Annotated in this window: 8 protein-coding genes and 2 pseudogenes; 6 read left to right on the plus strand and 4 right to left on the minus strand. The window is 39.4% G+C overall.

Annotated elements, in window-relative coordinates:
• The gene (locus tag DX009_RS12495) at positions 1-2,988 is read right to left on the minus strand and encodes a T9SS type A sorting domain-containing protein (protein WP_115084327.1); all 2,988 of its coding nucleotides are present in this window, start codon (positions 2,986-2,988) and stop codon (positions 1-3) included.
• 523 nt (positions 2,989-3,511) lie between these two features.
• Between DX009_RS12495 and DX009_RS13210 the strand changes: the two genes are divergently transcribed.
• A complete protein-coding gene (locus tag DX009_RS13210; RefSeq protein ID WP_147278696.1) occupies positions 3,512-3,709 on the plus strand; it encodes a hypothetical protein in 198 nt (65 codons plus the stop codon).
• Positions 3,613-4,098 (plus strand): annotated as a pseudogene (locus DX009_RS12500) (transposase); the annotation flags it as partial. The gene DX009_RS13210 and the pseudogene DX009_RS12500, both read left to right, overlap by 97 nt.
• 7 nt (positions 4,099-4,105) lie before the next feature.
• On the opposite strand, the gene DX009_RS12505 reads toward DX009_RS12500, so the two are convergent.
• From DX009_RS12505 to DX009_RS12515, 3 genes are read right to left on the minus strand one after another with little or no spacing between them, the layout of a single operon-like run.
• Positions 4,106-4,534: a hypothetical protein gene (locus DX009_RS12505; RefSeq protein WP_115084328.1), complete on the minus strand. Its 429-nt coding sequence runs from the start codon at positions 4,532-4,534 to the stop codon at positions 4,106-4,108.
• 2 nt (positions 4,535-4,536) lie between these two features.
• On the minus strand, positions 4,537-10,599 hold the full coding sequence (locus DX009_RS12510) for an RHS repeat-associated core domain-containing protein (protein WP_115084329.1): 6,063 nt from the start codon (positions 10,597-10,599) through the stop codon (positions 4,537-4,539).
• 2 nt (positions 10,600-10,601) lie between these two features.
• Positions 10,602-11,222, minus strand: a complete 621-nt coding sequence (locus DX009_RS12515) for a T9SS type A sorting domain-containing protein (protein ID WP_115084330.1) — start codon at positions 11,220-11,222, stop codon at positions 10,602-10,604.
• Between the two features lie 641 nt (positions 11,223-11,863).
• Between DX009_RS12515 and DX009_RS13850 the strand changes: the two are divergent.
• From DX009_RS13850 to DX009_RS12535, 4 genes and pseudogenes are all read left to right on the plus strand, one after another.
• Positions 11,864-12,121, plus strand: a pseudogene (locus DX009_RS13850) (helicase); the annotation flags it as partial.
• 253 nt (positions 12,122-12,374) lie between these two features.
• Positions 12,375-12,584: a helix-turn-helix transcriptional regulator gene (locus DX009_RS12525; protein ID WP_036877587.1), complete on the plus strand. Its 210-nt coding sequence runs from the start codon at positions 12,375-12,377 to the stop codon at positions 12,582-12,584.
• Between the two features lie 14 nt (positions 12,585-12,598).
• The gene (locus tag DX009_RS12530) at positions 12,599-13,810 is read left to right on the plus strand and encodes a DNA cytosine methyltransferase (protein ID WP_115084331.1); all 1,212 of its coding nucleotides are present in this window, start codon (positions 12,599-12,601) and stop codon (positions 13,808-13,810) included.
• On the plus strand, positions 13,794-15,887 hold the full coding sequence (locus DX009_RS12535) for an McrB family protein (RefSeq protein ID WP_245944667.1): 2,094 nt from the start codon (positions 13,794-13,796) through the stop codon (positions 15,885-15,887). Before DX009_RS12530 ends, DX009_RS12535 begins: the two co-directional genes overlap by 17 nt.
• Positions 15,888-15,896: the final 9 nt, after the last annotated feature.

The following is a 15,896-nucleotide window of genomic DNA, read 5'->3' on the forward strand; positions in this document are numbered from 1 at the left end:
CTATTTTATGATGATTTTTTGTGTATGCTCGGCGTTTTGTGTAATCGCCTTTACTATATAAACACCAGGAGCGGGAACAATTTCCCGAAGTATTCGTTCGGTTCCCTGTCCGTAGGCTTTTTCGGACAGAAGATGGCCTACAACGTCAAACACCATGAGGGTTGCTGCCTCAGAGGTCTCCGTCAGTAGCCTTGTATAGAGAGTGAGGTCACCATCCTGTGAAACGAAGAAACGACCGTCATAGGCTTCTGTTCTCAGTTCTGCCGGTTTAGGCTTTGCTTCACTCCGTGTTTCAAGTGGGGAAAGGACCTCGGATGGAAGACCACACTCGCTACCGACACGTACCTGCCGGGTGATACTGCATACTCCGACATTTTCAACTGCTGTGGGGACGTTTGAGTTAAACTCGGGGACATGTGCACCTGAAACCTTGAATGCCACAACGTGGGATTTCCCAGCACCGTAATTGACCACGGCACTCCATTCGGCAATTTTTTCTTTCAGGGTCTTTATATCTTTTCCGTTAATATAATAGGATACCCCGTTACCGTCTAGGCGGATACCCAGAGAATCCCCCGTGGAGATGGTGTAAGCCGGAGGAACGATTCTGCCATTCTGGATGATTCGCACCTTGTCGCTTCGTACCTCAAAACCATATCTTACTGATTTAGAAGAACTGCCAGCTTGCAATATTCCGATGCGCACATTAGAGGACAGGTCAGGGTGTACCCATGACATACTTCCTGTGCGGAAACTCCTCGGGTCTTCAGAATAGCTGTGAAACAACAGGGTACCGGCAGAAGAGATACTATTGCTTCCTCCCTGTGCCAAGGTAAGCTCATAAAGGCCCGTGAAAAGATGCCCAATAGTGAAAATATCATCACCGAACGTCCCTTCACGGACAATGCTTTTCGGCGGAATGCCAGGAACTTCAGCAGCTTTTAGACGATAGGTATAGGAAGGTGTTCCCAGTTCTATTGCTATATTGATACTGCCGTCCGGCAAAGACGTGCCGTTCTTACAGTGTGTGTCATGTGGAAGGATGGACGCCTTTAGTCCGTCGTAGTAGCCGAAAGAGAAAATGTCACTTCCGCTGCCGTCGGTATCAAGGAAGACATTGCGGAAAATAATTTTCTCACGAGTATGGTCTGTGGATGAGCTTCTGACGAAACGTATATTGTCAGAAGTGAAGTCTCCGCTTCCCGTGGGATCAATAATCAATAGGGGTATCCTGCCTGTGAAGAACTCCCGTCCTTTGTCCTTGAGCAGTGCGTAACTCAACTCCGCCATATTGCCCGTTACCGATGTACCCGTAACACGGACATCGGAAAGTGAAAGGGCACCAGAGGCTACAGCTTTGATGACAGCCCTGCAGGAAGCGGATTCGGAAATATTGGGATTTTCCTGGATATTCACACATAGATGGTCATTTCCCACACCATCTACGGATAAGAAGACCAAATTCCCACATTTCCTGACAAGAAGGCGCTTTCCTGATATCGAACTGACAGGAATGGTTTTCCTGAGCGTCCCGTCTTCAATGACTTGAATTCTTGTTGGAGTAACTATGCGGAAACCGTATTTGCAGGAATTCTCAGAGACTGTGGTATATCCGATGTCAAATGAAGGAAAGGAGGCAGGGCAGACCAATTCAACAGAACCTTCCGTCCCGAAGAGAAGGGCGGAAACTGCCGTTGCTTCTGTCCCATCACCACTGCGTATGAGGGCATCGGTGAACCCGCTGCGGACAATCTTGAAATCTTGGGAGAACCATCTGGCAGCGGATGTATCAACCTTCTCCGTAATATTTGTCCGTGCAAGCCAGGTCCTGTCAAGCAGGTGCAGCAGGCTGTCCGGACCAACTGTATGGAAAATCATCCTATTTCCGTCATCACCCCAGATGAGATAGCTCCCAGAAAGAAATGGACTTCCGTACTCCCGTCCTACTACAAGTGTCTGTTTGGAAGAGGGCAGACCATAAGGACTGTTCTGGTAATAGCTCCCTGTATTCTTCTCCGTTGTATAATTTGGAGATTCTTCGTAGGAAGTCGAAGAAAGTGTCTGCAACAGGCTGCTTTCATCGTCACGGATAATGCCGGTTACCCTGTGATGGTAAGTCTTGTTGGTGGCAAAGTCCCAAAGAAGGTTTCCTCGGCTGTCAAGATAGGAACTATAGAGGGTTAGACCGTAGCGTAGGGCTAGACCGCTTTCAACACGGAGCCGCTCTGCAGGTGTCAGCATACGGTTGAACACAATGAACTCTGGGATATACCCATCAAAGGATGCCACGTCTCTTGTCATATCAAGATAGGACTGGCTGAACCGAGTATCCCTATGTCCGGGAGTACTTCCGATAGTGACTAACGAGTGTTTCGGCTCACCCCACACGGAATGTACAGGCCGGTTAGCCCACATATAGGAAACAACCCTGGGGAAACGTTCCAGAAATTCTGGTTTGGTTTCTTTCTCGGCAGAGCCATAAAGCAGGTCCTCTCCCTGTGCTTTGCCGTAGTCAAGGTATGCCCCACTGCCGGCATAATGTACCTTATCCTTTCCAACCAGAGTTTCTTCTCCATTTCGTCCCTTTAAGCCAAAAAGTGCCGCATCGGAGGAGGAGGTGGTTGCTATGGGGGCAAAGATTCCGATGACAGTTCCTTGGGCAAGGGAACTGTAGGATAGTGCCAGCTCCTTTTGGAAGATAGAGCCTGAAAACCTGAGTGCAGGATGAAAATTGATACTGTGCGTGTCTGGGAAAGGAAGGGCATTGGTATTTACCAATGTGGGATTGTTTCTGTTTCGAGAAACTGTTGTTATAGAATCGCCCGAAAGGTCTATCCAATGATAAGTTCCTAACAATGAGGAAGAAGTAGGGACAGTCCGGAACCATGCTTCGGGGGCAATTCTTGCCCTTGGAACTTGGGCGGATACGGAAGTAGCCATACCAGCAAAAACAACAAGGGCGGACAATGGGAGTAAATATCGTCTCATGGGCCTGTAAAATTAATAAGCATTAAAAAGTGGATAACTCAGAGTGTGCAATAAAACTATATGGCTGAAATTATCTTGCCCTAATTTCAGCCAACACTCAAACGCCACGAATAAGAAGGATATATTTCGTAGACGGAGAGTGAAATCCATTCAAAGAATGAGTTACGACCATAAGCCTGTTATTAGTTATATCCTTGTTGGCAAAAGTATATAACATTTTTGAGAAATCCAAAGAAATCGGAAATTATTTTTGAGATTTTTTTTGTTTTATTGCACCATATTGCATCTCATGGCTATTTGAGAAGGCTTCATTTTCATAGTTACAACATTCAATTAGAACTGACTTATTAAAAAAATATTCTGATTATCAACACCTTATCGATATTAATATCTCATCGAAAAAGGGCTTTGAAGATATTTTAACTAAGATGTAAGAAATTCAAAGTTTATAGTCCAATTTCTTCCCGTCCATATTATTTTCTACGAGAAAATTGCTATCTTTGCAGCATTAACAGAAGGTTCTTTGAGACATTGCAGAATAAAGAAAGGAAAAGAAGCTCGCTCGTTTCTTATTCGTTCCTCCTTTGACACATATCCTTCTCAGACTTCTAATAATCAGGATTTTATGAGTTTGGCAACAAGGCTTCCTTTATCCGCTCGCTGTCAGGAATTATTCTTGCAGCCGTCTCTTTTAGGAATGAGTATGATGGACATACCATAGAAGCGACCTTACAACAGACGGAAAGAATGACAGGTAGGCGCATTGAGAACCTTGCAGGGGACAGGGGATATAGAGGGACGAAGCAGGTAGGGACGACAAAGATACTCATACCGCAAGCCCCTAAAGACAAAGACAGTTATTACCAAAAGAGAAAGAAACACAAACTGTTTTGCAAGCGAGCAGGAATAGAACCTACTATAGGACATCTTAAAAGTGATTACAGGTTATCTCGCAACTTTTATAAAGGTGTGAGAGGGGATGCCATAAATATAATGCTGGCAGCCGCCGCGTATAACTTCAAAAGAGCAATGAACGCTCTTTTGTGCCTTATAAAAAATGTCACCGAGAAGTTAAGTTGGGATAACTTCTCGGTGAAATGGGCTTTTTAAGGGTCGACTATTTACGAGGATAAGATAATATCCAATTCAATTTCCTTAAATCCTCAATATTCACATCTATCCTTTGCAACACAGCATTATAATCATATATTTTGTTCGTTTCCAATATGTTAGCATCAAAAACAAATAACATCAGAGTGTCCATCTTTCCATTTTCATGGATTCTCAGTGTCTTTTCATAACAATCGCGAACTTCTAATGCAGTCTTATTGTAACCGTGCGGAGCTATTTTATAGATATCAGGTAAACCTAACACATGGTAATTTGGAACATTGACTGTATCAGGATAATCCAGAGAAGGGGATATATAAACCTCTTTATCGGAATTGTTATAGAATGTTATAGTATAATGGCAAAAATCGCCATCGTGCTTGCAGCTTGAAAATATACAGCAACACATAAGCACTATTGTAGTTAATGTTTTCATATTTATTGCTTTAGTTGAAAAATATCTATTATGCCTGGTATTAGAAATGATGGTCCGAACACATAGTCAGCCCATCCCAATGAAAGTCTTCCTGCACTTAGTGCTTTCTGATTTTTGTCACTATTAATACCGTAATGCCAGTCATATCCTAAAATAGGATTATATGTACTGTTCCATTCTGTACTTAATAATCTGCCTCTATCATCACAAACATTAAAATCACGAACATGTTTAGAAAAATACTTATATGCCCTTATATTGGCATCTTGTTCTGCTGCATGATATGAATGACTTTTATTTGTCCATGCATCAAACATACTTGGTAAAGCAACTCTTTGTAGATAGAACAGACCCATACTCTGACTTTGTAGATAATGACCATATTCATGTTGGAACAAACGATTGCTTGGATCCGCATGCAATCCTCTTTGTCCATTAATATAGCTCCCTAAAGTAAAAGCTCCCCATTGGTCAGAATAAAATTCAACAGCAGTCGCTCCACCATAATTTGATACACTACTAACACCGTAAAAGGTATTCTGCACATTTCCTATAAGCTCTCCTAAAAATGTCTGAGGGGCTTCCCAGGTAAGTCGTGAAGCAATTTGCTTAAAATTGCCCTTGAATATTCCTGACTCAATTTTAAAAGCCATAGTAGTAGAATGCCAATTGCTACTATTTGTCCATGCTTTAAATCCTTGACTCCAAACTTTTACAAAAGAATTTACGATAAAATCTTTTGCAGCATTTAGTATTGTAAAAAGGAAAAATTTTCCACTTTTATCAGTATAACGTAATGGATTATTTATACAGTAACTATACCGGTTAAAATTCTGAGATATATCTGGCATTTGCAAATATGGGTCTGGGCTTAAAAATCTTCCCAATTCTGAATCATATAAACGAGCGTTCATATTTATCAAACTGAACTGTATTAAGTGTTCATGCCCAGTAAAGCCTCTCCCTAGGAACAAGGATGGCTCTTTACCTTTTTCGTATAAAGCATATATGTTCGGTTTACGCAGTCGTCCCCATGCGTCATAACTAAGTTCTTGAATAACTTCTCCATTAATCGTTGTTATATGAGTTATACTGCCCAAATGGTCTCTTATTATATTATACAATACACCTGCCTGCCCATTGTTTTTGATATATACAACAGGAGAACTATAATAATCACCATTCAAATACATGCGCTCGACTGTACCAGAGGTTGTTTCCTCTAGTTCATAATTACCAGCTATATAATATTTTGTTGATTGAAGCAGACCGTTCTTGGATAGGCTCATCTTCGTTCTGTCATATTCTGATTTGTAGAAAAACTTGGCAAGGTATCCGTCTTCTGAAATGCTACTTGGGCGGAAGAAAGAGTTGTAAGTGACATCTTGACTTGAAGTTGAAACTGTAGAATTTACAGAAAGACCAGTTACAGCATAGGGCTTGCTGGCTAAACTGTAATTATATGTTCCAATATCGCTCTTCTTCGTAATATTTCCTTTGTTGTCATACTCGACAATTTCTTCACCATACCCGTTAAGTCTGTTAAGATTATCATATGAGAAAGTTTCCTCAAGATTTCTGGTCGCATCCTTACGACTTAGAAGATTTCTTGTGTCCTTGTCAAAGGATAAAGAAATGTTCTGTATTGAACCTGTCGCATTACTTGCTTGGAAATATGTTGGCATTCCAAAATTATCGTAGCCGTATTTTCGAGTGACACCACCAGTTATAACCTCTGTCGGTTTGCCAAAAGAATTCTCTTTTGTAAGTTTGTAAACCAATGTGCCATCATCCAGTTTTACATTAACAAGATACGAGTTCGCATACTCAAAATTCTCTTTAACCAGAACACCGGTTTGTGAGGTGTACTTTATGCTGGAAGGTTTGCCAGCTGAATACACCAGGTCTTTTTGAAGCCACTTGCCATCTTGTACATTTTCTCGACTTGACACAATCCGCCCATAATTATCATATGTATACGAACTTGATGTGCCATTGTCAGAAACTACGTTTATAAGCTCATTTCTTGAGTTGTAAGTGTAGGATGTTGTAAACTCAGGGGTATTTTTCTTGACAAGTCTATTGTATGGATCATACTCGTTGATGGTTGATTGGCCATTGGCGTTAGTATCCTTTATAAGATTTCCTCTTGTGTCATACTCGTATTCAGACGTGCCGAGGCTTGGATCCGTGAGAGAGATGCGTCTACGATAATCATCATAGGCGAATGTTGTGACCACATTTCCTGGTGCCACGATTTCCATAGGCTGACCATCAGCATGTAAGCTGTAGCTGATAGTTCCAGCTGGATCTGTAGCTGTGACCAGTTGCCCCAGACTGTTGTACGTTTTAGTTCTAGCAATATTGTCCTCCTCTGTTGTCACAGAGTTTTGTGAATATTGATAGGATGTCATCCGTCCAGAAGCTTCTGTGACAGATACAAGTCTGTCGTAATTATCGTAAGAATAATTATTCCATAATGAAGGTGTATTGCCTGTATATGGGAGAGACTGTTTAGTCAAATTGCCATATTTGTCATACACTTTTCTTGTAGAAACAGTTGTGTTGTTGAACTGCTTGACTTGATTCCATACATCACGACCAAATGCGTCACATATCGTTACTGTTGTTGGGAGTGTAGTTCCAGAAACAGTAATCGCATATTTTGAATTACCATCAATATACCATGAATACGAGGTCGTCTTAGTGGTATTGTCAGGATACACGACACCTATCTCACGACCAAACTCGTCGTAAGTAAATTTTGTTATACCCCCTCGAAAATCTGTAGTGCTAAGGACTCTACCAAGTGCATCATATGAGTGTTTTGTGACAAGACCGAGAGGACTGGTCGTCTGAATTATTCGCCCGTATGTATCATATGTATAAAGAGTCTTCTGCACATTGTTATCTGAGTACAGTCTGGTTGATACAGATGTTATATTTCCACAATTGTCGTACGAAAAGTTGTCTTGTTTTGCCTGTTTATTGTTAATTGAATGTACTTTAACTATAGGGCGATTGTTTCCCCATACAGGAACAAAGGTTCTGTCTACAAGTGAAGTGCCATTGGATGTTGTTGTTGTGGTTTTGTCTTTCAATACGCCAAGCATGTAAAGTTCTGTCAGATCGGTACTTGCATTATAGACACACTCTGTCTTCACGGTTATATTGTCAGAATACTTTACAGTCTCTGACAATGGATAACCATATTCATCATATGTATAATCTGTGGAACAGTTTATTCCAGTCAGTTTGTTATTCTCTTCCTTATGCATCAGACGGATTTTTGTCGTCTTGTTTGGCAACATGGATGTAGAATAACCATATATATTCTTGGAAGTAGGAGTCTCTTCACCTACAAGAACACAATAGTTGTATGGCGCATAGGTCTGGGTGAATGACTGATGTCTACTGTTTACTGTACGAATCTGCTCAAATCCACGGAACCCGAGTCCTTGTTTGTGAACGACGGCATTGACGTATGAGTATGCATTGTAATCCAGAAGTTCATTATTCAGATATGTCTCGGAAGAAGCGGCAACTAACAAAGGCTCTTTTATATTAACATAAGGGAAAATAGCTCCATACCCATGCTGGAATACCCTTGTTCCAGTTCTGTAATAAACAGCTTTATCATCAAGAGAATGATAATATGTTTTTTCTATCTGGCCAAGGCTATTAATTACTCCTGTGAGTTTGCTTGATTTGTTGTCATCTCTTGAGAAATGGTGTTTTACCGCTTTGCCCTCTTTAAGACTTATTAATTGTGTAAATGAGTTGTTGCTGTTCAAATTTGTGGGTACAATCACAGATGAGGGATTGGAGAAACTTGTGTATATTGTATTTCCTCCAAACACCTTATCATTAGATAAATAAGTATAGAAACCATTTGTGTTGTATTTTATTACATCTGTAATTCCATCATTATTAATGTCCTGTGTAAGGAATTTGGAGTTGCCTTTGGTGTTATACGTGCCTGCAACGCTTACCTTATCAAAAGAACCATTTCCCATGGAATAGTATACATCCCAGGTAGAGCCTCCATTGGTCGAATTATCTGGTGATACCAGCAAATCCATTAGACCATCACCATTGAATTCTCCAGTAAGCAACTCTCTGTTGGCAAGGTTTGCTTTTGTCAAAGAGGAATAAGTTGCGATTTTTCTAACGGACCATGTTGGACCATTGACATCAAAAGTATATATGGTCGTACCTTTCTCATTAATATGACACAAATCAGTTTTTCCATCTCCGTCATAATCGAGCATGACAAGTTTGTCCGTATTGTTTGCAGCAGCTGTTGCATCCGACTGTTGTATTCCGACAAAATCAACGTTGAAATCTAATACATGGCTTTGGAACAACACTTCGTTGTTTTGCAAATCAAAAACATAACATTTGGAAGGCTTTGTAGTATCCCCAAATGGGCGATGTACAGACATGGCAATAACTTCAATCTTGCCATCTCCGTTGAAATCTCCGGTGTAATAGTATTTTGGCTGTATGCTACGAGCTCCATCAGCATCCTTATAGACTGTTGGAAAATCATACGTTCTTGTGTATAGTTTTCCCATTCCTGCGAAATGGGTCCGATATACGGAGAATGTCACTTTATCATTGTTGTTTTCAACTATGTTATTAATCTTTATAACATCTTCTTGCTGTTTTCCTTCAATATCTGCACAAAGAATATCGATGAACCCCTTTTCTGTCAATAGATTAGGCATAGGCAATGACCATCCTTCATCCAAGGTGGTGTACAAGAATATCTTTTCATCACCCTTATAATAGTTATCAAAACGATTTTGTGAATGTCGAAACATAGTCGAATGACGATAATGCTTCCAGTATGGATTTTTATTAGGAAGAGCAATAAGACCATCTTGACCATTGAAATAGTCAAATTTTCCTTTGATGACCTTAATCATGTTTGGGTCTGAAGAATTATACCATTCCATGAGCTGCGTCGTATCCTTTTCAAATGTTGTAGACACAGGTCCCTGACCATAGTAGAACTCCAGCGGATTATAAGACGAATTCCCTGACGAATAGTTGATTTTAGTAAGGAATGAATGTGAATTTACTACAGAATAGCTGAAACTGTAAGTGCATATCGTATTGCCACCTAATCTAATTGTAATTTCATCCAATAGGCTGTTTTCATATATTTTAATTCCTCCACAATACATAGTAATGGGGTCTTGACGTGAAGTTTTGTATTTAAACTCCACAGACGAATTGTTATATGAAATCTTACTGATTACATAGTGATTATTGGAAAGATTGTAGGAGTAAGATATAACATTTCCATTATAATCAGTCAATGAAGTCAAAGGATAGCTTACGACTTTTTGGCTATTGGATTGAAAGCCATATACACCTTTAGCTCCATTCGGATAGAATACCTCGAAATATTTGACGTCATTATCTGTCCAGTATCCTTTAGCTTTTATATTTCCTTGTTCAGATTCGTACAATTGATAGTTAGAAATAGTATTCGTCTTAATGAGACGGATACCATCCAACACAAATGCATCTTGCATGTTCATTGAAGGACCTTGCGTTTTACCATCATAGTGGATTGAGTGGGCAGTACGGACAATCTTAGATAAGCCTCCTATATTCCATCCCATGCCCATAACAGAATTACCTTGCTGGCTATTATATGACAACGAAAGGGTAGGCTGATGGCCATTCATTCCCTTGCAGACACTGATAGGTACTTCATATGTACGTGCGCCAGTCTGACTGATGCCTGATTTTATGGGAATTTCTCCGACCCCTTTCGATGTATCTATGGACTTGGTGTTTGGCACGTTCGAGAGTCCCACAATATTTACAGGCATCTTACTCCTGCTCTTCCTTAAAGACTTGTTGACGGTTAATGCAGGAGTCTCTTCTTTGTATGCGATGACAGGAGCATACAAAGCTTTGTATATGGAGTCCTCATACATAGAATACTGTTCGTCATTCCAGTTGACAAATCGTTCCTGTTCGTTTTGCGCATGTATACAAACTTTTTGTATGCACAAAAAAGCAAATACCAAATAAATTTTTCTCATATTCAGTTCGTTTTAATTATTTTCCATGTACTTTCTTTCCCGCTCATAGATATAACCAACACGTACAGTCCATTAGGCTGATTGGTTATATCTACGTCAACATAACCGTTGTTGGATTTATATGTTCCAACAACATGTCCAGCCGAGGAAAAAACTTGAACTGTGAACGGTAAGTCAGCATGTGACACTCCAACCTTAAGATTTCCTTTGGTTGGATTGGGGTACACCTTAACCTCTACATCGTCAAGCATATCGGAATATACCTTTTTTCCGTCTGAAGTAGAAGCTTGGGCTCCAGCTTTCTGTTTGCTAATAACAATTTCTCGCTTAACCCGATTACCAGCCTCATCGTAAGCGAAACGAACACTTTGGCTGAATCCTCTACATGAGAGAATGCAAAAGCCCAATAATATGAGTATTTTTTTCATGAATAAAAAATTATATAAAAAACAGTTTAGAAAATTCTCGCCGTCATTGCTGCCGTAGTAATACTCGATAGCACCACTACCGTCCTCACGAAGCATCAATCTGCCGTTACGGTTGTAAGAAGAGTTGATACCACAGTAATGGTACTTCACGTTATTTTCCGGATGGTCGGGCGATGGGAGTAAATATCGTCTCATGGGCCTGTAAAATTAATAAGCATTAAAAAGTGGATAACTCAGAATGTGCAATAAACCTATATGGCTGAAATTATCTTGCCCTAATTTCAGCCAACACTCAAACGCCACGAATAAGAAGGATATATTTCGTAGACGGAGAGTGAAATCCATTCAAAGAATGAGCTACGACCATAAGCCTGTTTATTAGTTATATCCTCATTGGCAAATGTATATAACTTTCTTGAGAAATCCAAAGAAATCAGAATTTATTTTTGAGGATTTTTTTGTTTTATTGCACCATATTGCATCTTATGGCTATTTGAGAAGGCTTCGTTTTCATAGTTACGACACTCAATTAGAACTGACTTATTAAAAAATATTCTGATTATCAATATCTTATCGATATTAACATCTCATCGAAAAAGGACTATGAAGAGAATTTAACTAAGATGTAAGAAATTCAAAGTTTATAGTCCAATTTCTTCCCGTCCACTTTGTTTTCTACGAGAAAATTGCTATCTTTGCAGCATTAACAGAAGGTTCTTTGAGACATTGCAGAATAAAGAATTGGAAAGAAACTTGCTCGTTTCTTATTCGTTCCCCCTTTAACACATATCCTTCTCAGACGTCTAATAATCAGGATTTTACTATTCGTGAAATGATTTTATGCGGAGATTTGCGATTTCCGCACTGCCAAGGACATCGGTATCGACCGTCCGGAGAAGAACGAGATACTGCATAACATACCACCGACACCCGAGCAGGAAGTTTTTATCGGCAAACTGATGGAGTTTGCTAAGAGTGGTGATGCCACGCTTTTGGGACGAGCACCTCTGAGTGAGAGCGAGGAAAGGGCAAAGATGCTGATTGCAACAGACTATGCCCGCAAAAGATTCAAGAATATTGTATCTTTCAGATAATCAATAAAATAAGAATGAATAAAGGGTAAATGGGTTACGAGATGGAAACGAGCGAGTTTCTTACTCCTTCTTTATTCTGCAACACCTCAAAGAACACACGAAGTAATATGTGCAAAGGTAATAAATTAAACTATAAAAAACCTCATAAACTATATTAAATGTTTTTGTTCAGAGATAATTCTGACAATCAAGTAGATAATTAAAGATAAATGTTTATCTTTGCACAAATTAAGTATAATATGATGTGCTAAATATGAGCATGAACAATTATCCAAATCGACTACGCGTTGTCATGGCAGAGAAAAACATCACCAATCGGTGGTTGGCTGCACAATTAGGCGTTACGGAAATGACTGTGTCAAGATGGTCTACAAACAAGATGCAACCCTCTGTTGCACAGTTTATCAATATCGCCAAGATTTTAGACGTTACACTTGAAGATTTGGTAGAACCTTATAAATAATAGGCTCGTTAAAGATGAAAAATAAAATAAAGATAGCGTCATTGTTCTCTGGTTGTGGAGGATTAGATTTGGGATTTATAGGAGGATTCGATTTTATGGGGAAATCTTATCCGGAATTACCTACTGAAATTGTATTTGCAAATGATTTTGATACAGATGCAGCAACCTGCTATAATTCTAATTCTTTATTGGCCAAAAATAATCACGCAAAATGCCTTTTAAGGGATATTCGTTCGGTTAATGTTGAAGAAATTCCCGATTACGATATTCTTTTGGCAGGCTTCCCTTGCCAACCATTCTCAAATGCTGGAAATAGAAAAGGAATCCATGATGACAATGGTCGAGGTACATTATTTGAAGAATGTGAACGAATATTGAAGTCAAAAATTCAGATAGGGAAACGACCTAAAGCTTTTGTATTTGAGAATGTGCGCGGCATCTTATCTTCAAAAATGCCTTCGGGTGTAACCGTTCCACAAGAAATTAAAAACAGAATGGAAAATATGGGATATAATGTTGCAATTCATTTGGTCTGTGCAAAAGATTATGGCGTTCCCCAATCACGTTACAGAGTTCTAATAATCGGAACAGAGCGTAATTTACCCACATTTGATTTTGCCGAAATGGCTAATATTGTTGTAGACCATAATATTCCATCTTTCTGCCACGGCAATTATGAAAATCTTTTAGTTGGAAGTGTACTCCAGAATCTCAATGGCGTAAGCGGGTCAGAGTATTGGGAGTATACTGCTGCAACACAGTATATGGTTGATATGATTGGTCCTTGCAAAACTGGTAAAGAATATCTGTCTTTCTTTGCAAAACCATTCCATATAACAGAGATACCCCAAATTTCTACAGAGGGGAAATCGTGGAAGGACATTCCTTACGAAAAATTACCTCCAAGGTTTAAACGAATTTATGACAACCCCCAAAAATATCATGCTCCAAAGTTCTATAGGCGTTTTGCATTGGGCGAAATAAATGGGACGATAACAGCATCAGCTCAGCCAGAGAATTGTGGAATTACTCATCCAATAGAAAATCGGAGGTACACTGTGCGCGAAATTGCAAGAATTCAATCTTTCCCTGATAATTATCATTTTGATTCTATTCCATTACAATCTCGCTACAAGGTAATTGGAAATGCAGTACCACCTGTTTTAGGATGGGTTATAGCATCGGCTTTAATAAAAACTATAAGCAATTATGGATTACATAAATAAGCAGGATATACTCAATGCGTATAGAGTATTATCATCAATTTCTCCAGATCCCAATTTACAAGGGGCTACACAAAAAGTTAGTGCAATAAGATACTTTATTGCATTAGATATGTTCTGCAATAAAAAAGGAATTAGCGAGTGCAGTTCAAGAGAAAAAAACGATAAAGAACTTTTTGAGAGCTTTGTTGGACAGATTTGTTCTGTCCGGGAAAAATTCTATACTCCTAATTTTTATTATCCACTCAAATATCACAATGGCGATTATAATGTAGGGAGTAATTTTTATTCAGCAGGGCAGGTAAAAGCCTCTTTAATTAATCCAACAAATCGTTTTGATTATCCAAAACGGGGTAATTCTCCTTTGTTTCGCATTCGTGATGGAATTTTGATAAAAGATTCAGGGCTCTATCAGAACATAAATTCTTATTTAGAAACGGATAAGGTTAAAGCTGCTTTAGTTATTTGGATAAATAGAGATGTTGCTATTCTTCAAGAAAGTTCTGTTTTTGCTCGCTTACAAAACACGCTAAAACAAATAGTTTCTTCTGAAATGATAAACTTATTAATGCCTGACACAGAGAATTATCATCAAGAAATAGAAAAGCTGATTAAGAGTCCTTTTTCAACATCACCATCTCTACTAACAGATGAAGATATAGCAGGACTATTCCCTTCTAGTATAATGAAGGTATCATATCACAGCAATAACCTTCCCCACCAGGTAATCTACTATGGTGCACCAGGTACAGGTAAGTCGTATAAAATAAAAGAGTATTTGGAAAGCAATGATGTGCCAAAAGAAAACATCTTCCGCACTACTTTCCACCCTGATAGCGATTACGCTACTTTTGTGGGGGCTTACAAGCCTGCTATAGAGAAACAATACCGCTACACAGATGCAGGGGTAAAGACCAAATACTACGAGGACGATGATCTGGCACAAGCAAAGAAGAATGAACCTATCGTTGATAAGACAATAGGCTATCATTTTGTGCCACAGGTTTTCCTCAATGCTTATGTGCGTGCTTACCAAACGGATGAGGATGTTTTTTTGATAATAGAGGAAATAAACCGTGGTAATTGCGCACAGATATTCGGTGATTTGTTTCAACTACTGGACAGAAATGCTGAAGGCGAGTCGAGCTACACTATCAAGGCAGACACCGATCTCAAGGCTTATTTGAAAGAGACATTGGGGACAGAGAACGACGGAATTAAAGATGGTGAACTGCACCTACCTGCAAACCTCTTCATCCTAGCAACGATGAACACCAGCGACCAGAGTTTATTCCCCATTGATAGTGCCTTCAAGCGCAGATGGGATTGGGAGTATGAACCCATCAAATATAAGAATAAAAAATGGAAAATCGTAGTTGGTAGCAAGGAGTATTCTTGGGTATCGTTCCAAGAAGAAATCAATAAGAGGATTTTTGACACAACGCACAGCGAAGACAAGATGCTGGGCGACTATTTTGTGAATCCTCACGATAGCATTATTACAGAAAAAATGCTGCTAAACAAAGTGCTTTTCTATCTTTGGAACGATGTATGTAAAGATGGTGAGGGCGATATTTTCATGACAAGCGAAACGGGAGAGGTGTCTTTTTCGGAATTATATGGTGCAGAGGGGCAAACAAAGCTTATACAAATGCTGGAAACGCTTGGCATAGAACTTTTTTCTGATACAACAAATGAAACAGGCATTGAGGATAATCAAGATGGTGATTCCAATCCATCAAAGGATTATACAAAATATTCCATAAATGGAGGTATACCGGTGGCTAAGAGAATGGCAGCTGCAACATTAGTGAAGCAGTACATAGCGAGTCACCCTGCATTGACCGCAACTGAAGTTGTTAATAATTGGAAAGCCCTTGGAACATTTGTGTCTCACTTTATCGAAACTCAAGCTGAATACGAACTAAGGAGGGATATAGAACCGAGAGTGGAAATAATAGATTGCAATGGAGAAAAAATTTATGTATCTACGAACGGATGGGGCGGAAAAGTTATTATAAACAATTTGATTTCTGCTATTCCTGCTGAATGGAATTTAAAGGTTGAAAAAGTAAACTAAACACGCTCC

The organism is Prevotella pallens, from assembly GCF_900454935.1.
GTDB classification, from domain to species: domain Bacteria; phylum Bacteroidota; class Bacteroidia; order Bacteroidales; family Bacteroidaceae; genus Prevotella; species Prevotella pallens.